General features: G+C 41.4%; 17 protein-coding genes. 14 read left to right on the forward strand and 3 right to left on the reverse strand.

Annotation, left to right across the window (positions count from 1 at the left end; translation table 11 throughout):
- The first annotated feature begins 11 nt into the window (after window positions 1-11).
- The 3 genes from mnmG (at window position 12) to CJ305_RS00515 (ending at window position 3,568) form a co-directional block, all read left to right on the forward strand.
- Window positions 12-1,889, forward strand: coding sequence for a tRNA uridine-5-carboxymethylaminomethyl(34) synthesis enzyme MnmG (mnmG, locus tag CJ305_RS00505; protein WP_099644286.1), 1,878 nt, complete (start codon window positions 12-14; stop codon window positions 1,887-1,889).
- 58 nt (window positions 1,890-1,947) lie between these two features.
- A complete protein-coding gene (locus tag CJ305_RS00510; protein WP_317043977.1) occupies window positions 1,948-2,775 on the forward strand; it encodes a class I SAM-dependent methyltransferase in 828 nt (275 codons plus the stop codon).
- 220 nt (window positions 2,776-2,995) lie between these two features.
- Complete coding sequence (locus CJ305_RS00515; RefSeq protein ID WP_099644288.1) at window positions 2,996-3,568, forward strand: OmpH/Skp family outer membrane protein; 573 nt, start codon at window positions 2,996-2,998, stop codon at window positions 3,566-3,568.
- 139 nt (window positions 3,569-3,707) lie between these two features.
- Here CJ305_RS00515 and CJ305_RS00520 read toward each other — a convergent pair whose 3' ends face one another.
- Window positions 3,708-4,856 carry a DNA polymerase III subunit gene (locus CJ305_RS00520; RefSeq protein ID WP_099644289.1) on the reverse strand — a complete coding sequence of 383 codons (1,149 nt, stop codon included), beginning with the start codon at window positions 4,854-4,856 and terminating at the stop codon, window positions 3,708-3,710.
- A gap of 132 nt (window positions 4,857-4,988) precedes the next feature.
- Here CJ305_RS00520 and CJ305_RS00525 point away from each other — a divergent pair, with 132 nt between their 5' ends.
- The 3 genes from CJ305_RS00525 to CJ305_RS00535 all read left to right on the forward strand — a co-directional run bounded on the left by CJ305_RS00525 (window position 4,989) and on the right by CJ305_RS00535 (window position 8,862).
- Entirely contained in the window at window positions 4,989-6,176 is a 1,188-nt protein-coding gene (locus CJ305_RS00525; RefSeq protein ID WP_099644290.1) for a phosphoglycerate kinase, read from the forward strand.
- Between the two features lie 85 nt (window positions 6,177-6,261).
- Complete coding sequence (locus CJ305_RS00530) at window positions 6,262-7,866, forward strand: LysM peptidoglycan-binding domain-containing protein (protein ID WP_099644866.1); 1,605 nt, start codon at window positions 6,262-6,264, stop codon at window positions 7,864-7,866.
- 18 nt (window positions 7,867-7,884) lie between these two features.
- On the forward strand, window positions 7,885-8,862 hold the full coding sequence (locus CJ305_RS00535; RefSeq protein ID WP_099644291.1) for a DUF4837 family protein: 978 nt from the start codon (window positions 7,885-7,887) through the stop codon (window positions 8,860-8,862).
- A gap of 70 nt (window positions 8,863-8,932) precedes the next feature.
- On the opposite strand, the gene CJ305_RS00540 is transcribed toward CJ305_RS00535, so the two are convergent.
- Window positions 8,933-9,139 (reverse strand): Sec-independent protein translocase subunit TatA/TatB, encoded by a 207-nt coding sequence (locus CJ305_RS00540; RefSeq protein ID WP_189319351.1) that lies wholly within the window; start codon window positions 9,137-9,139, stop codon window positions 8,933-8,935.
- Window positions 9,140-9,298: 159 nt separating this feature from the next.
- On the opposite strand from CJ305_RS00540, the gene CJ305_RS00545 reads away from it, so the two are divergent.
- From CJ305_RS00545 to CJ305_RS00580, 8 genes are read left to right on the forward strand one after another with little or no spacing between them, the layout of a single operon-like run.
- Window positions 9,299-10,165: a M23 family metallopeptidase gene (locus CJ305_RS00545; RefSeq protein WP_099644292.1), complete on the forward strand. Its 867-nt coding sequence runs from the start codon at window positions 9,299-9,301 to the stop codon at window positions 10,163-10,165.
- Window positions 10,165-11,658 (forward strand): GH3 auxin-responsive promoter family protein, encoded by a 1,494-nt coding sequence (locus CJ305_RS00550; RefSeq protein WP_099644293.1) that lies wholly within the window; start codon window positions 10,165-10,167, stop codon window positions 11,656-11,658. Before CJ305_RS00545 ends, CJ305_RS00550 begins: the two co-directional genes overlap by 1 nt.
- Window positions 11,659-11,675: 17 nt before the next feature.
- Window positions 11,676-13,367: a DUF6909 family protein gene (locus CJ305_RS00555; RefSeq protein ID WP_099644294.1), complete on the forward strand. Its 1,692-nt coding sequence runs from the start codon at window positions 11,676-11,678 to the stop codon at window positions 13,365-13,367.
- Window positions 13,367-14,293: a hypothetical protein gene (locus CJ305_RS00560; protein ID WP_099644295.1), complete on the forward strand. Its 927-nt coding sequence runs from the start codon at window positions 13,367-13,369 to the stop codon at window positions 14,291-14,293. Before CJ305_RS00555 ends, CJ305_RS00560 begins: the two co-directional genes overlap by 1 nt.
- Window positions 14,290-15,579 (forward strand): MATE family efflux transporter, encoded by a 1,290-nt coding sequence (locus CJ305_RS00565; protein ID WP_099644296.1) that lies wholly within the window; start codon window positions 14,290-14,292, stop codon window positions 15,577-15,579. Before CJ305_RS00560 ends, CJ305_RS00565 begins: the two co-directional genes overlap by 4 nt.
- Window positions 15,580-15,583: 4 nt before the next feature.
- A complete protein-coding gene (locus tag CJ305_RS00570; RefSeq protein ID WP_099644297.1) occupies window positions 15,584-16,660 on the forward strand; it encodes a glycosyltransferase family 4 protein in 1,077 nt (358 codons plus the stop codon).
- On the forward strand, window positions 16,657-17,748 hold the full coding sequence (locus CJ305_RS00575) for a hypothetical protein (protein ID WP_099644298.1): 1,092 nt from the start codon (window positions 16,657-16,659) through the stop codon (window positions 17,746-17,748). Before CJ305_RS00570 ends, CJ305_RS00575 begins: the two co-directional genes overlap by 4 nt.
- Window positions 17,717-19,024, forward strand: a complete 1,308-nt coding sequence (locus CJ305_RS00580) for an O-antigen ligase family protein (RefSeq protein WP_189319352.1) — start codon at window positions 17,717-17,719, stop codon at window positions 19,022-19,024. Before CJ305_RS00575 ends, CJ305_RS00580 begins: the two co-directional genes overlap by 32 nt.
- Window position 19,025: 1 nt before the next feature.
- On the opposite strand, the gene CJ305_RS00585 is transcribed toward CJ305_RS00580, so the two are convergent.
- Window positions 19,026-20,120 carry a glycosyltransferase gene (locus tag CJ305_RS00585; RefSeq protein WP_099644300.1) on the reverse strand — a complete coding sequence of 365 codons (1,095 nt, stop codon included), beginning with the start codon at window positions 20,118-20,120 and terminating at the stop codon, window positions 19,026-19,028.
- Between the last annotated feature and the right edge of the window lie 114 nt (window positions 20,121-20,234).

The following is a 20,234-nucleotide window of genomic DNA, read 5'->3' on the forward strand; positions in this document are numbered from 1 at the left end:
CACGTGGAACAATGAGTTTTTTTGATCAGACATACGATGTTATTGTAGTAGGAGGAGGTCACGCAGGTTGTGAAGCTGCTGCTGCTGCTGCCAATATGGGTAGCAGTACGCTGTTGGTTACTATGAACCTTCAGACCATCGCGCAGATGTCTTGCAATCCCGCTATGGGTGGAATTGCCAAGGGGCAAATTGTGCGTGAAATTGATGCTATGGGTGGCTACAGTGGTATCGTTTCAGACCGAACGGCTATCCAGTTTAAGATGCTCAATAAAAGTAAAGGACCTGCTATGTGGAGCCCGCGGGTGCAGAGTGATCGTATGCGTTTTGCTGAAGAATGGCGTTTGATGCTTGAGCAAACTCCCAATCTTGATTTTTACCAGGAGATGGTAAATGGGCTTTTGATAGAAGGAGATCGGGTGGCCGGAGTGCGCACCTCTTTGGGAATTGAGATAAAAGCAAAATCTGTAATTCTTACTAACGGAACTTTCCTAAATGGCCTTATCCATATTGGTGAAAAGCAATTTGGTGGAGGTAGAGCAGGGGAGCGAAGTGCTACAGGAATTACCGAACAGTTGGTTGACTTGGGTTTTGATTCCGGTAGAATGAAAACCGGAACACCGCCTCGTGTTGATGGTAGAAGTTTAGATTTTTCTAAAATGATTGAGCAGCCTGGTGATGAGGATCCTCAAAAATTTAGTTATTCAGACAGAACAAAACCGCTTACCAAACAACGTTCCTGTCAGATGAGTTATACCAGTCCTGAAGTTCATAATTTACTTCGGGAAGGTTTTGATCGTTCTCCTATGTTTAATGGTCGAATCAAAAGTACAGGCCCACGTTACTGTCCTTCAATTGAGGATAAAATCAATCGATTTGCAGATAAAGATCGGCATCAGCTTTTTGTAGAACCGGAAGGATGGGACACCATTGAATACTATGTAAATGGTTTTTCGACATCCCTTCCTGAGGATGTTCAATTTAAAGCTTTACGACAGGTTGCTGGTTTTGAGCATGTGAAGTTCTTTAGACCCGGTTACGCTATAGAATATGATTATTTTCCACCAACGCAATTGAAGCATACACTCGAGACTAAATTAGTAAACGGACTGTATTTTGCTGGTCAAATCAACGGTACAACCGGTTATGAAGAAGCCGCTTCTCAAGGTCTGATGGCTGGTATCAATGCAAGCTTAAAAGTCAGCGAGAAAGATCCGTTTATTTTAAAAAGGGATGAGGCGTATATAGGAGTTCTAGTAGACGATTTGATTACCAAAGGAACGAAAGAACCTTATCGTATGTTTACTTCAAGAGCTGAATACCGAACCTTATTGCGTCAGGATAATGCCGATAGTAGACTTACCCCGCGCTCTTTTGAAATTGGTTTGGCTCGTGAAGATCGTATGAAAGCTTTAGAGAAGAAGGAAGCAGCTGCTCAAAATCTGGTAGATTTCTTCAATTCGACCAGTATTCAACCTGAAGAAGCTAATCCGGTTTTGGAGGAAAAAGGCACTTCCCCTATGAAGCAGTCTGATAAAATGGTGAAAATATTTAGCCGTCCACAGATTGCACTAGAAGATATGCTGCAGTTTAATGATGTGAAATCCTACGTTCGGGAACACGATTTGGATACAGAAGTACTTGAACAGGCAGAGATCAGAATTAAATACGATGGGTATATAGCTAAAGAAAAAGCCAATGCAGATAAGTTGCAGCGCCTTGAGAATATCAAGATTCCAGACAATTTTGATTATACAAAACTAAAGTCTCTTTCTTTTGAGGCCCGAGAAAAGCTATCCAAAATCAGACCCACTACCATTTCACAAGCTTCTCGTGTGAGTGGTGTTTCTCCAAGTGATATTTCGGTAATGTTGGTTTATATGGGACGCTAGTTTTATAGTTCCACGTGAAACAACTTTGCACTTTAATCTTCTCTAGACCTAAGTTATTTTGAAAAAAAGCGATTTAAAAATTAAAGATCATTCCTTTTCACAGGAAGAATTTAATTTGATTTATGATGCGCAATTGGATAAATACACAACTACGCCCGTTCCAGATAATTTAGGAGATTACTACAAAGCGGAAAATTACATTTCGCATACGGATGCTAAAACCGGTTTTACAGATAAGCTTTACCAATCTGTAAAACATTTTATGCTCAACCGAAAGTTAAACCTGATTAGCAAATATGCTTCTAAGGGAAAACTTCTGGACATTGGAGCCGGTACCGGTGATTTTTTAAAATCGGCAAAAAAAGCAGGTTGGGAGGTAAGTGGTATCGAACCCAGCGAAGCTGCCCGTAAAAATTCGCTGAAGAAGGGAATTGCGCTTTTTGAGTCTGAGCAAGATTTAGGGGACCAAAAATTTGAGGTGATAAGTATGTGGCATGTTTTAGAACATGTGCCAGATACTCAAAAACAAATCCAATGGATCTTCAATCATCTTACCGAAAATGGAATTGCAGTAATTGCCATTCCTAATTTTAAATCTTACGATGCGCAGCATTATAAAGAATTTTGGGCTGCCTGGGACGTACCCCGACATCTGCATCACTTTTCTTCCAAAAGCATCCGGCTACTCTTTGAGCGAAGTGGTTTTACCTGCATTGCTCAGAAGCCACTCATTTTTGACTCCTTTTATGTGAGTATGCTTTCAGAAAAATATCAAGGTTCAAAATTTCCCCTGATCCCTGGTTTTTTTAGAGGATTGGTCTCAAATATGAAAGCTTTACCTAATGGAGAGTATTCTTCGCTTATTTATATCCTAAAAAAGCATTAAAAACTAAATAGAAGCTTTTCAAAAGGCTTTAGAGGCCAAAGTCAGCCGAATCCCTAGTCAATTTCTTTAAAGCTCTTAAAAGGGCTTATTTTAAGTCGTTTTCAATTGGTTTTAGTTATTTGTACTCAAGCATACATAGACTCGCCTTATATAAATTTATTTTGGCAAAATCTTTTTTTAATCGAAGCTAATCTTACATTTGCAGCAAATTTTAACAAATATGAAAATTACAATCCAATTAGTGCTTTTAGCATTTCTGGTATCGGCCTGTTCAAAATCAAAAACAGGTTTTGTTGATACACAAAAATTATTTGAAGAATATACAGAGCTTACTGAGGTGCAGGACAAGTACACCAAAATGAGTGATGAAGTTCGTGCAGATCTTGAACCACAAATTCAGGCATTTCAAATCAAGGTTGATTTGTATCAAAAGAACGCACAGAGTATGAGTCCTGCAGAACGTCAACAAAAAGAGCAGGAGCTGGGCGCGATGCAACAGCAGATTCAGCAGGCACAACAAGTGCGTGGAGGTCAGATTCAGCAGGAGAGTCAGGCAGAGATCGATACCATTATCAAAAAAGTGCGCGATTTTATCGCTGATTATGGTAAGAAAAATGAATATGAGTATATCTACGGTAAAAATGAAGGAGCTAACATTCTTTATGGCAAAGAAGAGTTAGATCTTACAGATGAAATCCTTAAAGCTCTTAACGATACCTATGCAGGCGGAAGTACTGAAGTTTCTGAAGAGACTGAAACAGTAAGCAAGGCAGATACCACTGCAACCGAATAGCCAAAAAATATATTCAATGAAAGCTGCTCCAGGGCAGCTTTTTTTATGGGCTAAATTTTAGGAATAGTACGTTCAAGGCCTGTCTCAAAAGCGAAACTTAGTTCTAGAAGTTTTTATAGAACGCTTGTCCGGAGGTAATTTAGGCTTTGGTGTGAAGTAGACGGGTTAATTTTATGGAAAGATCAGTAAGAATGATTTTCGCATTGCCGTTGCGTTCTATGTGATAAGCCGCGGTCTGCAATTCTTCAATCACGCCGTTTATATTATTACCGTGTACAAATGGGGCAAACTTTGCCAGCTCAAATTGAGTGCTGGGCTGTAAATAAACAAGGGAAGAAGCATTATAATTTAATAATAAGGCTTGCCTAAAAAAATCTTCACAGTACCCTAAAAAGCTTTTTTGTGTTTCTCTACCTTTTGAAGCAATATTTTCACTCCAGGCAATAAGATCGAGTATGGCTTTTTTATTACCACGTGCTTTAAAAGCAGTACGCACCCAGTCTACAAACCAGGTTTCATACTCTTCTTCCTCGCTGTTATTATGCAATAAATGCAGAGCAAGATTGTAATCGCCGTGGGCTTTTACAGCTATTTTTTTTGCCTCTGCCCGGCTTACCTGATGTTCTTGTATTAAGGCTTCCTCCAGAGCTTCCGCAGCAAGAGGAGGGAAGTGCAATACCTGACAACGGGATTTAATGGTATCTAGAATTTGATCTTCATTTTCCGCGATAAGTATAAATACCGTTTTTTGCGGTGGCTCTTCAATCAATTTCAGAAGCTTATTGGATGCCGATGAATTCATTTTATCGGCCATCCAGATAATCATCACTTTAAAGCCTCCTTCATAAGATTTCAAAGACAACTTCCGCACGATATCCTGAGCTTCATCAACTCCTATTTTCCCCTGTTTTTTTTCAATTCCCAGATGTTGATGCCAGTCGTAAAGGCTTCCGTAGGGATTTTTGCTGAAAAACTCCCGCCATTCTTTGGCAAAATGATCAGAAACCGGGTGCGATTTTACACTGTCTGTTGTAGCTACTGGGAATGCAAAATGCAGGTCGGGATGTGAAAGATGTTCAAATTTCAGATTACAGGAAGCATTTCCACCTGTATTTTCGCCATCAGCATTGGCGCAAATGAGATATTGGGCATAGGCTACCGCGCACGGCAAAACACCGCTTCCGCTGGGACCTATAAAAAGTTGGGCGTGAGCGATACGTTTACGATCTACGCTGGTAGTCAGGTGGTTTTTGATGAACTGCTGCCCTAATATCGATTGAAACTGCATCCGCCAAATATAACAGAAATGTAACGTATTTTCTGAGCCTATCTGTTATATTTGTTGGCTCCGTACCGCATATGCCGGTACATACTGAAGACCAATCACAAAAGAATAGCTAACCGTAAAATCAATTTTTTAATGAAAACTATTGACGATTTTAATTTTAAAGATAAAAAAGCCCTGATCCGTGTAGACTTTAATGTTCCACTTAATGACAATCTGGAAGTTACAGACGTTACCCGTATTGAAGCTGCTAAACCTACAATCCTGAAAATTCTGGAAGACGGTGGCTCGGCAATATTGATGTCTCACCTGGGCAGACCAAAAGATCATGAGCCTGAGTTTTCACTTAAAAACATTGCGAGTAAAGTTTCTGAAATTATCGGAGTTCAGGTTAAATTTGTAGAAGATTGCGTTGGTACTAAAGCTGAGGAAGCTTCCGCTGCGCTTGAGTCTGGAGAGATTTTATTACTTGAAAACCTGCGTTATCACGATGCGGAAACTGAGGGTAATGAAGATTTCGCGAAGCAATTGGCAAATCTGGGCGATATTTATGTAAATGATGCCTTCGGTACAGCACACCGTGCGCATGCTTCCACTACAATTGTAGCGCAATTCTTCCCTGAAAATAAATGCTTTGGTTATTTGCTGGCGAAAGAAATAGAGAGTATTGACAAGGTGTTAAACGATAATGAGAAGCCCGTACTGGCTATTTTGGGCGGTGCGAAAGTATCTTCCAAAATAACGGTTATCGAGAATGTTCTTGACAAAGTTGATGATCTGATTATTGGTGGAGGTATGGCTTATACATTTATCAAGGCTCAGGGTGGCGAAGTAGGAAGCTCCATCTGTGAAGACGATAAGCTTGATCTGGCTCTTGATATTTTAAAGCAGGCTAAAGCCAAGAATGTAAACGTGCATTTACCGGTTGATGTGCTTGCGGCAGATAGTTTTTCAGAATTTGCAAATACCAAAGTAGAGCCCATCAATAAAATCCCTGATGGATGGCAAGGTCTTGATGCCGGTCCTAAATCTTTAGAAAACTTCAAGCAGGTCGTGCTCAACAGCAAAACCATTTTATGGAATGGTCCATTAGGTGTTTTTGAAATGAAACCTTTTGCAAACGGTACTATTGAGTTGGGTAATTTTATCGATGAGGCTACCCAAAAAGGCGCATTTTCTCTAGTAGGAGGCGGCGACAGTGTGGCAGCAGTTAAGCAATTTGGTTTTGAAGATAAAGTAAGTTACGTATCTACCGGCGGTGGTGCTATGCTCGAAATGCTTGAGGGCAAGGAGCTACCGGGTATCGCGGCTATACAAAATTAACATACCACAGGTTTGGGATTATCCCGGGCGTTTTAGATTTTGATTAAAAAATACGACTTTAGCGTTTGCATCGTTGTTATACTCTATGAAGAAAAGCTTAAGTCTGGGCATCGCATTAAGTTGCGTGTCTGTTCTGGTCTTAAACGCCCAGGAAACCAATACCGAGAAACCGGCTGACAAAGTACAGCTCAGCAAATCACTACCTGTTGTAGACACGGTAGAGCTCAAACAAATTCAGCAAAGTCTGAATAAGGAATTGAAGCAGAATGCCTCAAAACCTGAGGAAAAGGTATTTCTCTACAAAGAGGTTGACGGCAATTCCACAACCTATACGCTTAAAGACCGAAAATACGCGGCTAAAATTGACGAGCGTTGGATTGAAGAACTTACCACAGGAACCCTTTACGACTCCATAAACGCGCTTGTAGACGACACCGAGTACGAAGAGGTCAATTATCCTGAACTTACCACCGAAACGCTTAAAAAGCGTCTGGCAGACCTAAATGCCCGTACACCCTTCAACATTGAATACAATCCTTCGCTTGAAAACGTTATTAAAGGCTATTTAAAGCGTCATAAGCCTACTTTAGAGCGGCTTATGGGACTTTCTGAATTTTATTTTCCGGGATTTGAAGAGACGTTTGATAAGTACGATATGCCGCTTGAACTCAAGTATCTGGCAATTGTAGAATCTGCTTTACGTCCCAGAGCCAAGTCGCGGGTGGGTGCGACAGGAATCTGGCAGTTTATGTTCAGCACCGGTAAATTATACGGCCTTGACATCAGCTCCTATGTTGATGAGCGTATGGATCCCATTATGTCTACCGAAGCTGCGGCGCAATATCTTTCTAAACTCTACGAAATTTTCGGCGACTGGGACCTTGCTTTAGCCTCCTACAATTCGGGTCCGGGTAATGTGAGTAAAGCGATACGCCGCAGCGGGGGCCGCACCAATTACTGGAACATCAGACATCATTTACCACGTGAAACAGCGGGTTATGTTCCTGCTTTTCTGGCAACGATGTACATTTTTGAGTATGCCGAAGAGCATGGTTATAAGCCTCAAAAACCCGAAATCAACTATTTTGAGACCGATACCGTTCGGGTAAAACAAATGCTCACCTTACAGCAGGTTTCTGCGTACACCGGGGTATCACTTGAAGAGATTCAGTTCTTAAACCCGGCCTATAAATTAGATGTCATTCCGTATGTTTCTGATGAAGCCTATTACCTGAGACTGCCTGTTACCGCATTGGGACCTTTCGTCAATAATGAAACCGAGATCTACGCAACCGCAAAAGAAGAATTAAAACGTGAAGAAGAAACCCTGCCCGAGTATCTGGAAGTACCATCAAGTGTGACTTACAGGGTGCGCAGCGGGGATTATTTAGGTAAAATCGCTGAACGTTATGGTGTAGGGGTTTCACAAATCAAACGCTGGAATAATCTGAGATCGAATAATTTACGAGTAGGCCAGCGACTTATTTTATATCCTTCTAAACCGGTGGCTTCAGCTGGGACTTCAAGTTCAAATTCAGGTTCTTCCAAGAAGTATGTTGTTAAGAAAGGAGATAGTTTGTGGACGATCGCGCGCAAATTTCCCGGAGTAAGTGCCGAGAACCTTAAAGTTTGGAACGATCTTAGAGGTACTAATTTAAAACCGGGAATGACCCTGGTTATCGCTAACTAACTTTAATTCTTTTACACGATGCGAAAAATTATTCTTTTATTGACACTTATAGCTTTGGTAGCCTGCGACGATAAGCCCGAAGGGAAAGTGCTTTCAGCTTCCTCGGGAGTGCTGAATGCCCTAACGGTGGTTATGCCAAACGATATGTGGGCAGGAGCTGTTGGAGAGGCTGTACGTGAGAAACTTGCAGGTCCGGTTCACGGTTTGCCTCAAATTGAACCGATGTTTGAGATCAATCAGATGCCCGATGAAGCATTTACCGGCTTCATGCGTAAACAGCGTACCTTTTTGAAAATTGAGCAAAGTGATTCTTCTGGAACTTCAATTGTAAAAGATGAATATGCACGCCCTCAAACCGGTATTATTGTGAAGGGTCCTTCTCAGGAAGTCATAATAAATCAAATAACTCAGGACAGCGCTAAGATTGTAAATGCGGTCAAAAATGCAGAGTTCACCGAAAAAATCCGCCAAATAAGCCTTTCGCTTAAGGAAGATGAACCGCTTACCGAAGCTTTCGGGATCACGATGAAGTTTCCAACGGCGTATCGCTATGCTAAAAAGGATCCTAACTTTTTCTGGATTCGTAAAGACATTCCGCACGGCGATATGAACATCACGGTTTATGAAGTGCCTTACAGCACAGTAGACAGAGATTCAAATACTGTAGGTTCTTTGATAAAAATGCGCGATTCTATTGGCGGAGATAACATAACCGTGAGTGAAGGGATGCGTTTTATTACGGAAGCTGCTTTTGCACCGTATTTGGAAGAAACCACCATTGATGGTAAACCGGCTTTCCAAATGAAAGGAATGTGGGAAGTTAAAGGCCGTTATATGGCAGGACCTTTTGTGAATTTTACCGTAGATGATAAAGAAAACGATCGTTATCTGGTGCTGGAAGGTTTTGTGTTTAAACCTTCGGCCAGTAAGCGTGACAACCTTTTTGAACTGGAGTCTATTTTACGCTCTGTTAAGTTTGTAGATAAAAAGAAATAGACAATTGATAAAAACGAAAAAAGCGCTTGAGAGATCAAGCGCTTTTTTTATTTCAAAATCAAAAAAATCGTTACGATTTTTTATCCTCTAGTTTTTCTTCAGATTTCTTAGAGCTGTCATCCTCGCGTGAGGCATCCTTAAATTCTTTGATACCACTTCCTAAGCCTCGCATCATTTCCGGTATTTTTTTACCTCCAAAAAGTAAGAGTACTATCACTACGATAAGCCCGATCTGCCAGGGACCCACCATGCCTAATATTATCGCTGGTATATTCATAATTCAAAATTTAGATGGTAAAGATAACAAGAATTAGCCAAAAAGCGTTGCAGTATCTAAAACTTTAGCAGTAGGCAAACGCCTTTTTAAATTTTATATTTGTTGGCGCATACACAAACTGCAAACGGTTGCGATATGCGATTAAAGCACGTTTAAATCATGGCCAAACCCAAAGAACGTAGAAAACTTAAAAAGCGACTCCTGCACAAATACAGGTTGTTGATTTTAAATGAAGATACTTTTGAAGAACGGGTCTCATTAAAACTGACCCGGCTCAATGTTTTTATTCTGGTGGGTTTTTCTATGATCATTCTTATCGCGCTAACCACCTTGCTCATCGCCTACACCCCTTTACGGGAATATATTCCAGGATACTCTTCGGTAAAACTCAAAAGACAGGCCACTGCACTTATGTTTGAGACAGACTCCCTAAAGCGCCAGCTTGACATCAACAAACAGTATCTCGCCAGTATCAAAAAAGTACTTACCGGTGATGTGGCTGAAGTAAATTTTAATAAAGATTCAATCGCCTTAAACGAACCAAGAGATACAGCAGGTCTGGAATTTCGGGTTTCTAAAGAAGACAGTATTTTGCGGGAACAGGTTGCTAACGAAGACCGTTATAATTTGTTTGACCCGGCCTCGCCCACGGTGAGTTTTTCGCTTTTTCCACCGGTAAAGGGTAACATCACAGAAGGTTATGATGCAGACGAGCGCCATTATGCCGTAGATGTGGTGGTACCAAAAAATGAACCGGTAAAAGCTGTGGCAGACGGTACCGTAATTTTTTCAGAATGGACGGCAGATACGGGTTATGTGCTCATCATTGAACACGGTAATAATTTAATTTCGGTTTATAAACACAATGCTTCTCTAACCCAAAACCAGGGAGATCTGGTAAAGGCGGGTGAAGTTGTCGCAATTGCCGGGTCAACCGGCGAACTATCTACAGGACCACACCTGCATTTTGAATTGTGGAATAACGGTTATCCCGTAGATCCTACAAACTATATCGCATTTGAGTAATGTCTATAAAATCAGTTTCAGCAAAGCTATTTGCCAAATACATTGTTTCCAAAACCAAAAAATGGAGCCAAAATCCCGGTGCCACCCAGCAACAGGTTTTTGAATATCTAATCAGCAAAGCTGAAAAAACCCGTTTTGGTCAGGATCATGACTTTAAGGCGATAAACAGCTACGAGGCATTTAAAAAGAACGTTCCCATAAGAGATTATGAGCAACTGAAGCCTTACGTAGAAGAAGTCGTTGCCGGTAAAAAAGACATTTTATGGCCGGGCTTGCCGGAGTATTTTGCCAAAACTTCCGGTACCACTTCCGGGGCCAAATACATTCCCATCACTGCTGAATCGATGCCCATGCACGTAAATGCTGCCCGGGATGCCATTCTGCATTACATTGCAGACACCGGTAAAAGTGATTTTGTAGATGGAAAAATGATCTTTTTACAGGGCAGTCCTGAGCTTCAGGTTAAAAATGGCATCAAGACCGGACGTCTCTCTGGTATTGTGGCGCATTATGTGCCCGGTTATCTGCAACGAAACCGTATGCCTTCCTGGGAAACTAATTGCATTGACGATTGGGAAACCAAAGTTGACGCTATTGTAGAAGAGACGCACGATAAAAATATGACCGTCATTAGCGGGATTCCTTCCTGGGTGCAGATGTATTTTGAACGCCTAAAAGCGAAGCGCAAACAGCCAGTAGGTGACATTTTCCCCAATTTTGAACTCTTTATTTACGGCGGCGTAAACTACGAGCCGTATCGTAAGAAGTTTGAGAATTTAATAGGCCGAGGGGTAGACAGTATTGAGTTATATCCCGCCAGTGAAGGCTTTTTCGCATTTCAGGATTCGCAAAGCGAAAAGGGAATGCTTCTATTGCTTAACAGCGGTATTTTCTACGAGTTTGTAAAAGCCGATTCGTTTTTTGACGAAAACCCCGAACGATTGAGCATCACTCAGGTCGAGCTGGGTGTAAATTATGTGATGATCATCTCAACCACAGCCGGTTTATGGGCGTACAATGTGGGCGATACAATACTATTTACCAGCCTTAAGCCCTATCGGGTGGTGGTTACCGGGCGTATTAAGCATTTTATTTCAGCCTTTGGAGAACACGTTATTGGTAAAGAGGTTGAAGAAGCCTTAAGCGCTGCAGCACAACAACATCAGGTTCAGGTGAGTGAATTTACGGTCGCTCCGCAAATCAATCCGGCTTCAGGATTGCCCTATCACGAGTGGTTTATCGAGTTTGAACGCGAACCTCAGGATTTTGACGCTTTCGCGAAAGCGATAGACGAAAACTTACAAAAACAGAACAGTTATTACTACGATCTCATAGTGGGCAATGTCCTAAGGAGACTTGAAATACGAAAAATCCCTAACGGTGGCTTTAATAACTACATGAAATCACAAGGAAAACTGGGGGGTCAGAACAAGTTGCCACGTTTATCTAACGACCGTAAAATCGCAGAGGCTTTAGAGCAACTTAATTTTTAAAAAGTATATTTGGCTTTATGAGTTTATTAAAACAAGAAAGCAGAACACGTGCCCAGGAATCTTCTGCGGCTATAGAACGCATGTACATCACCATGCGGCACCTGTTTAACCGCGGTTTTTACAAGCCCATGGGCGTTTCGGGAGATACACTCAGAGAATCCCTGCTCATTTTACGTCCCGAAATATACGGCACGATTGCAGACGAAAAAGTAGAACTCAACGGTTTGCTTTACGTCATAGACCGGCTACCTGAAGGTATTGAAGAATGCCGTTACATAAACCTTACCAGTGACGAGGGCTATAAAGATTCGCATTTTAAGCCTATTGTTCCACCAAAGCGTCGCCGCAATTGCTATCGCATTGACGATGAGCAAATGAATATCGAAATCACCCGGGGCCGCTCTGAGATTTATGATATTCTTACCCACCTTACCTTCCTTTTTGTGGAGTCGCACAAGATTATGAAACGTGTGGTGATCAACGAAGAAGGGCATACCACCCGCGACTGGAAAAAACTGGAAAAGGCGGTGCTTGATGAAGAACCGCTTAGCCGTCAGGATCGGGAAATAGCGCTTACACATACTGCAAATATCCTGGGTAGAACCTTTCAGGAAGTTGCAGCCATTTATGGGAAATTTTCGGTGCCCGGTAATGAAAAGCGCTTTTTAAAACTCATTTACTGGCTGGGCAAGCGTGCTATTGAAGAAGCTTTAGATAGCGATAAGCGTCTGGTTACCTTTTCGCCCTTATTGCGCGAACGTTTAGGCCATCACATACACGGAGAGATCTGGGCAAACGACATCAAGACCGAACTTGATGCAAAAGGACTTTTAAACAGACCCATTCACATTATCAGCGCAAACATGCACAGCGTGATGAACACGCTCTTTGCGCCGGTGGCCCTTGAGAAAGAAATGGCCAAAAAAGAAAACCTGGAGATTTACGAGACGCTCAGTAATCCCGGGAGTGCTAAACTGCGTGCCCGTGTAGAGAAAACCGCTCAGCAAAATGGCATGATTTTTCTGCGCGATCAAAGCGGTACCAACATCGATGTGCAGATCTTCGACACTAAAAAACTCGATTTAAAGCAGAATAACTTCTGTGACAAAGCCTCTTATCCTGAAGGAAAAGAGCCGGTAATCATCGTGATGGATTATGCTTTTGGCGAGCAGGCCTACGAGACCATGGAAGAATTGCTGAAGCCCTACGAGAACAAGCGTGAAAACGTGCATCTGGATGTAAAGTCTATTTCCATAATGGGCAAGGCCGGCATTCTGGAAGGTGGCAAGGGCGATATTATGATCCCAAAAGCCCACTTGTTTGAAGGCACAGCCGATAATTATCCGTTTGAAAACCAACTAAAAAAAGAAGATTTAGAAGGCCACGGTATTTCGGTATATGAGGGTGCAATGATCACCGTTTTGGGCACTTCCCTTCAAAACCGGGATATTCTGCGCTTTTTCTACGAAAGCACCTGGAATGTCATAGGGCTTGAGATGGAAGGCGCACATTATCAAAAAGCCATACAGGCTGCGGCAAAACTCCGCGGCAGCATCAGCGACTCGGTAAAAGTACGTTACGCGTATTATGCATCAGATAACCCACTAGAGACCGGAAGCACTCTGGCTTCCGGAGGTCTGGGGACAACCGGTGTTAAACCCACGTATTTAATTACTGAACGTATTTTAGAACAAATTTTTAGCGAGTAATGGCAGCGAAGCGCTCTAATAACGACATTGAATTGAACGACCTTAAAGAAGGTGTAAAATCGGGCTTTAATGCTGTTGGGATGTTCGTTTTTAGATGTTTGCGCTTTTTGCTAAAGCGGGTCCTGATAATTGGTATTTTACTTTTAGCAGGTATTGGCCTGGGATTAATTTGGCAGCTGGCTACTTCGACACCCCAAAAAGCAGAACTGCTTGTAAAACTAAATGCCGGCAGTACCGCCTATGTTTATAATGCGGTTGAAAATTTTGAGCAGAGCTCAGACTTTCCTCGTATTCAATCCGTACAAATTGAACCGGTTGTGGATCTTTCTGAGATACTTGAGAAATTTAAAGTGCTTGATGACGAGCAGATTATGATGTTTCTCGATGAGGTAAACAGTTCAAAGCCGCTTTTAAAGTCTGAAGAACTGCGATCTAACTACGAACTACACAAGATCGATCTGATTGTAGATGAGAATGCAAATCCAGAAGATGCAACGGGTGTTTTAAAGCTTTTTTCCCAAAGCGAATATTATCAAAAACAACTTGCTGAAACACAAAAAATCAATACTTCTCAAATTGAGTCCAATACCTTTGCGATTGCTCAGATAGACAGTATGTTGATTAACATGAACAGAAGTCTAAAGGAAACTAAAGGAGGTGGCACGTACACCAATTACGAAGATTTTGATTTGGCTTCCTTACTTTGGGTTAAGGATTCTATCTTTAAAAAGAACAGACTTTTAATTGCCCAGAACAGGGTGGGCAATTGTTTGGTTTGCGTTGTCAATACGCCCAAACTGATCCAGAATAAAACACTATTTCACTACAAGGCGCTTTGGTTACCCATTTTACTAATTACGGTTTATCTGTTATTAAGCGTAGTCATTAGATTTTATCAAAAAACCGCTTCACGTATTGATGAATGATAAAACCCCGACAGTTTTTTTCGTTTCTTAAACAAAACGTACAGGACCTTACGGCTCTCGTACTAAGAGGCGTTGGGGTAGGGGTTTTACTGGGGATTACACTTTTCATTACCAATTTTTTTGATCCGGAATATGTGGGTCAATACGAGTTGGTGCGCAGCTTATTGCTTATAGGTGGGGGCTTTGTGGTTTTGGGTTTTGATCAGGCTATTTTGCATCAGGCGGGTGTTTTAAAAGCATCGAACAATTTAGGAGGGCTGAGATTGATTTACCGAAAGATGGTCATCATGATTTTCCTGAGTTCGCTTTTGATTTTGGCACTGGTCTTCAGCCTTCCTAAAACTATTTTCACTGATTATTTTGAAGATGTGCAGGCTCAGCAACTTGTTTTGTTTACCTCCGCAGGTTTTTTCTTCTATGCCGTTTCCGCCTTAAATACAGAACTTTTCAGGGCTTACGGGCAAACCAATCGTTCGGAATTATTTAGAGGGCTGTTTAAATACGTCCCCTTTCTAATAGGGGTTATTTTGCTTAGCAGGTATGGTTCAGGATCATTTATTTATCTGGTTTTTTTAGGGAGTTTTGTATTGCTTGCTCTCGTCAGCAGTATACTGGTGTGGAAAAGACGAGAGCAATCACGCCTTGCTGAAGTTCCCGGAAGTTTTACAATTTTAAAGCAATCTTTTCCCATGGCGGTAAGTAGTTTGGGGTTCTTTCTTCTGCTGAGTATAGACGTTATAATTCTGAAAAAATACGTTGATTATGCTCAGGTAGCTTATTATGCTACCGCCGTAAAACTCGTTTTGATTGTAAGTACCGTTTTAAACACGATAAACGCGCTTTTCGCCACCAATCTGGCACATCTGTACCAAATGAGAGATAGGAACGCCTTAAAAGCGCTCTTAAAGCGTGCATCGCGACTTATTCTTGTTCTGGCTTTGCCACCCTTGTTGATACTTTTAATTTTTCCGGAGTTTATTTTAAGTTTTTTTGGTGAAAGTTATACGCAGGCTCAAAATGCGCTCAGAGTTTTAGCCCTGGGTTATCTGGTTAGCTCCATTTCGGGGATGGCGGCAATTTATCTGAATATGACCGGCAGGGCCCGCCAGTTTCAATACATCCTGCTTATCGCTGTTTTAATAAACCTTGTATTGAACCTGATTCTAATTCCATCCTACGGTATTGAAGGAGCGGCGATTGCTTCCGGTATCGCTATCACTTTTTGGAATATATGCGTGGGGGTTTATGTTTATAGAACAGATAAACTACAGGTATTTTTAAGTTAAAACTATGGCCGGCTCCAAGCAGAAAACACTTATTCTTTCTTTAGCCAGGCGCAACAGTCAGCCGCTTTATGCGCTCAATATTGCACGTAAACTGCCTGAAGGAAGCTTTGATTTAATGACCAGTAAACAGAGCACTTACGACTGTAATAGGTTTAAAAACTGCTTCAGTATTTACACCTATACCAACACACGGACCTTTTTTTTAAGCAGTATTTTTTTACTTCCGCTACAGTTTATAATGCTTTTGCCTAAACTTGTTAGAAGTTACGACCGGCTGTATCTACCCTACGGACATTTTTGGGATTTGCCATTCATACTTCTGTTCAAGATACTGCGAAAGCCGATAATCTACACCGTTCACGATGGGATCCTGCATCAGGGAGAAGGCCATACAGCAGTGCAGTACCTAGAGAATTTCAGGATTAAACGTGCAGATCATTTGATCTTCTTAACCCATTTTGTTGAACAGGAAATCAAGAACCAATTTAACCGTTCTGTTCCTTCTTCAGTTATACCTCACGGTTCCCTTGTAGCGCATTTCGATTTTCCACCTAAACTAGAAACCGACGAAACCCGCATTCTTTTCCTGGGCAGAATCAGCAGGTATAAAGGGGTTGAATTGTTGCTGGAAGCATTTGAAGAATCACAATTGCCGAATACCCGCTTGATAATTGCAGGCGAACCTATTTACCCGTTTAAAGCTAAAGAGCTCAAAGCAGTAGATTACCATCTGGAGTACCTTTCTGAAGCAAAAATAGCAGCGCTTCTACAAAACGCTGATATTTTGGTTTTACCTTATCTTGAGGGGACCCAGTCAGGTGTTGTGAGCTTAGGAATAAGTGCCGGTTTGCCTATGATTTGCACCCGTGTAGGAGGCCTGCCCGAACAATTGGAGGAGGAGGAATGCATTTGGATTGAGCCAAATAAAAAAGACTTGAAAGAAGCTCTGAAAACCATGGTCACCGACGCTGAGCTGCGGGCAAAGCTTCGTGAAAAAATGAGTTTTAAAAATCAGGATTTATCGAAGAATCAATTGGCTGAATTAAAACACCTAATTTTAGGAAGAACACCATCGCATTGAGTACATCTGATTTAAATAACAAGCCCGTTCTAATAAACAAAGACCATCTGTTTTTTATGGTTTTGGCTTTTTTGGCAGTGCTTTTAGCCATGCTGGCCCCCATGTTCTTACCGGGTCGCTTTTACAATGATGCCCGCATCATTACCCTTGATTTGTATAATGAAATTGGCTGGATTGACAGTTATCCGCTAACTATGGCGTTTTATAAATACACCGGGTTGCGCCTGTTACCGTATTGGCTGGTAGGTTTTATACAATTAACGATTCTTTTTTGGGCACTTTTTAAAATAGGCGTTCCCAATGGTTTTTCACGATTAAGTCTTAAAAACGCATTGGTCTGGATTTCCTTTTTTATTCTTGCGATTTACACCTCAATGCCTTCTAAAGAGTTTATCAACTTTTTGGTAGTGGCTCTTATTCCGGGTTTTCTTTATAAAATTTACAAATCCCAAAGCCGGTTTGCAGTGTTAAGCTGTTTGTTGCTGATCGTTTTCGGACTGTTATTTAGAGTCTATTTTGTTTTAATTCCCGTTCTGAGTCTGCTTTTTTATGGCCTGGGTAAATTGCGATTAAAAACTAAAATTGCTTTTGTATTTGGATTGGGAATTTTTGCCGTTATCGTAATGTCGTTGTCCTACAGTTTTATAAAAGGTCCTTATTTAAGTGAAATTAGCCGCGAAGCAGTAAATAATGAGAGGCGGTTCAGTCCGGAAGCGGCATCGATGATAGAACCTCCGCTTAACGTTAACACCTGGTATGGGGAAGCGGTAAGTATCTCGTACGGATTTTTCACGGTAAATGTGCCGGTTAACGGTCTTAAGTTTTTGGGTAAGCCTCAGATTCTGGCATTTGTAATCTGGCAGTTGATGCTTTTTGCGTTTCTTATATGGGGTTTTGCAAACTCTTTACGCAAGCAGCAAACCTACCCCAGAATGCTGTGGATTTTTTACTTTTTGATGGCCTATTTTATCGTGCAGGGTGTTTTTGAACCCGATTTAGGCTCGGCTATCAAACATAAAATTGGCATCCTGCCACTCATCTATGTTGCGCTCTATTATGATTATTTCAGAAAGGACATACCGGTTTAGCTACAATCTTTGGCTGGTTGTTTTGGGCACATCTTTGATTTTCAGAATGCCGGCAACGCTGTTGCTTATTCTTTTTGTGGCATACAACCTTTTGTTTTATAAGCGGATGCGATTTACAAAGGATCGTATGCTGATTATGGCGCTGATAGCAACTCCCTTTTTGCTTGATTTACTGTTTTTATGGAATAACGAAAGCCTTGCAGAAGGATTTAAACATGCCGAAAAACGCCTGTCACTGCTTATACTTCCGGTATGTTTGCTGAGTCAGACCCACAGATTTAATTCTGCGCGTGTATTGCGCTACTATGCCTGGCTTACCACGTTAATTTTAGTTATTTGTATCCTGCGCTTTGCCTGGATAGAGTCTGAATTATTTTTGAAATATCTTAGCGGAAAGGACCTCTGGGAAATGGGTTACACCTTCGCAAAATCTACCGGAAACCACGCTCCGGCACTTAATATGCATACCGCTTTTGTAGTTGTGATTAACTTCTATTTTTTGAAGGGGAAAGTCCAAAATGCCAAAATCAGAAGTATTGTTTTACCTCTTTTGTTCTTTATTGCTTCGGTAATTCTTCTCTTTTACATCAACACGAGGTTAGCGATCGCAAATGCCTTTTTTGGAATTATTCTGGTCAGTCTATACCAAAAAGCGAAGCTTTTCGACCTTAATGTATTGAAGAAACTGGGGCTGGGAGTCCTGATTTTTGGAGTTATCGGAATAGGTTTTATAAAAATGTTTCCCTACAGCATTCAGAAATTTTCTTCGGTCACGTTTGCCCATATCGACAAGGTGGGAAAACTCGACGAACTCGAAAATCCGGAAGAAACAGTTTTTAATAGTCTGGTAACCCGTTTGAGTATCTGGCAATCGGCTTTTGAAGTTGCGAAACAGCATCCCTTCATTGGGGTAGGCGCCGCCGACGGAAAACGAGAACTCATACGCTATTTTAAAACGACCAATCAACAGTTTTTAGCCAAATATGAGTTTCCGGTTCACAATCAATATCTGGATTTCTGGATCAAATTTGGAGTTTTGGGTTTGATCACAAGCCTTATGTACGTTAGCCTGTTTCTCTATTTTGGCATTAAAACCCGGCAGGTTTTGTGCGTGTTTTTCTTTGTTTTATTTGCTTCTGCAAATACCGTTGATGATTTTTTAATTCGTTTTGACGGGATTGTTTTTAGCGGACTTTGGCTTTGCTTTTTTGCGCAGGCCTACGTGCTGAACCGGGAAAGTAGGAAACGCGGTTTAGATGAGCAAACTCATTTTTAAATCAGGAAGTCTTTAAGCTCTTTACATATAAGGCCGCAAGCTTGTTGAAATTGGTAGTGCTGTCAAAGAGAAGCCGGTTGCGTTTTGCTGCTGCCTGCCCAATTTTTTCACGAACAGCTCTGGGTTCCAAAGCCTTTAAAAAAACCTGAAAATCTTCAGCATCTTCAAAAAGATAGCCGGTAATACCCGGTTTGATAATGTCTTTATTACCAATAATATTAGTGGCAATTACTGGGATTTCACGTGCTGCAGCTTCAAGAACTGCAATGGGCAGACCTTCCCAAAGCGACGTTTGCAGGTACACATCCAGTTTTTCAAGCCGTTCAAGACCTTTTTTATTTTCTTTAAACCAACCGGTAATACTGATGTTGGGCGCGGTAAGTAAATGTCTGAGTTCACCGTCACCAATCCAGACAAACTCAATTTGAGGATTGTTGAGCGCCAGACGGTTAAAAAGCTGAGGATCGCGTTGTGCCGTGGTACGCCCCAAAATCCCTATTCTTTCAATAGTTTCGGTTTTAAGCTGAGGTTGAGCAGTGATAGCTGCGTGATTAATACCATTGCGTACCAGAACCGCTTTTCCAATTTTTTTAGAATGAAAAAGCTCTGTATCACCACAGGCTACTATGGTGCCACCGCAGAGTTTCTGGGTGAAAAATTCTATCGTAAAAAAAATAGTTCTTTTCAAAAACCCCACATCCTTCCTTAAAAAGGAATATCCGTGAGGTGTATAAAATAATTTTGCACGAATGCTACGTGAAAACAAATGCGCAAAACGCCCCAATATTCCGGCTTTTGAGGAATGTACGTGTAAAATATCGGGCTTGATTTTAAGCAGTTCTTTTCGTATAGACTTAAACGCTTTATAATCTCCAGAGGGGCTGATCTCCCGCATCATAGGGATGACGATGAGTTTTGTTTGGGGATGAAAGTCCTGCGCCACGCGACCCGGATCAATTTGCTCCCGCCTGTCGCTATAGATAACGGTTACTTCAAAACGAGGGTCAGCTGCAAGAACGTGAGTAAGATTTATAAAATAGGTGTACACACCGCCTCCTAAAGCTTCAACAAGGTGTACAATCTTAATTTTCTGCATAGATAAAGGTTCAGTTTCTGAAAGGTCCTTTCAGGCTTTAGGAGCTTTTTCGGGGCGAAAAGATATTATCATAATTTGAAATAGCACTGTTCCTTTCGGTTTAATTTGAATTTG

Origin of the sequence: Leeuwenhoekiella nanhaiensis (assembly GCF_002744755.1) — a bacterium.
Classification (GTDB): domain Bacteria; phylum Bacteroidota; class Bacteroidia; order Flavobacteriales; family Flavobacteriaceae; genus Leeuwenhoekiella; species Leeuwenhoekiella nanhaiensis.

What these genes read in the sequence shown, in the direction of transcription:
- mnmG (WP_099644286.1), top strand. Translation starts at nt 12, where the DNA reads ATGAGTTTTTTTGATCAGACATACGATGTTATTGTAGTAGGAGGAGGT.
- CJ305_RS00515 (WP_099644288.1), top strand. Translation starts at nt 2,996, where the DNA reads ATGAAAATTACAATCCAATTAGTGCTTTTAGCATTTCTGGTATCGGCC.
- CJ305_RS00520 (WP_099644289.1), bottom strand. Translation starts at nt 4,856, where the DNA reads ATGCAGTTTCAATCGATATTAGGGCAGCAGTTCATCAAAAACCACCTG.
- CJ305_RS00525 (WP_099644290.1), top strand. Translation starts at nt 4,989, where the DNA reads ATGAAAACTATTGACGATTTTAATTTTAAAGATAAAAAAGCCCTGATC.
- CJ305_RS00530 (WP_099644866.1), top strand. Translation starts at nt 6,262, where the DNA reads ATGAAGAAAAGCTTAAGTCTGGGCATCGCATTAAGTTGCGTGTCTGTT.
- CJ305_RS00535 (WP_099644291.1), top strand. Translation starts at nt 7,885, where the DNA reads ATGCGAAAAATTATTCTTTTATTGACACTTATAGCTTTGGTAGCCTGC.
- CJ305_RS00540 (WP_189319351.1), bottom strand. Translation starts at nt 9,139, where the DNA reads ATGAATATACCAGCGATAATATTAGGCATGGTGGGTCCCTGGCAGATC.
- CJ305_RS00545 (WP_099644292.1), top strand. Translation starts at nt 9,299, where the DNA reads ATGGCCAAACCCAAAGAACGTAGAAAACTTAAAAAGCGACTCCTGCAC.
- CJ305_RS00550 (WP_099644293.1), top strand. Translation starts at nt 10,165, where the DNA reads ATGTCTATAAAATCAGTTTCAGCAAAGCTATTTGCCAAATACATTGTT.
- CJ305_RS00555 (WP_099644294.1), top strand. Translation starts at nt 11,676, where the DNA reads ATGAGTTTATTAAAACAAGAAAGCAGAACACGTGCCCAGGAATCTTCT.
- CJ305_RS00560 (WP_099644295.1), top strand. Translation starts at nt 13,367, where the DNA reads ATGGCAGCGAAGCGCTCTAATAACGACATTGAATTGAACGACCTTAAA.
- CJ305_RS00565 (WP_099644296.1), top strand. Translation starts at nt 14,290, where the DNA reads ATGATAAAACCCCGACAGTTTTTTTCGTTTCTTAAACAAAACGTACAG.
- CJ305_RS00570 (WP_099644297.1), top strand. Translation starts at nt 15,584, where the DNA reads ATGGCCGGCTCCAAGCAGAAAACACTTATTCTTTCTTTAGCCAGGCGC.
- CJ305_RS00580 (WP_189319352.1), top strand. Translation starts at nt 17,717, where the DNA reads ATGATTATTTCAGAAAGGACATACCGGTTTAGCTACAATCTTTGGCTG.
- CJ305_RS00585 (WP_099644300.1), bottom strand. Translation starts at nt 20,120, where the DNA reads ATGCAGAAAATTAAGATTGTACACCTTGTTGAAGCTTTAGGAGGCGGT.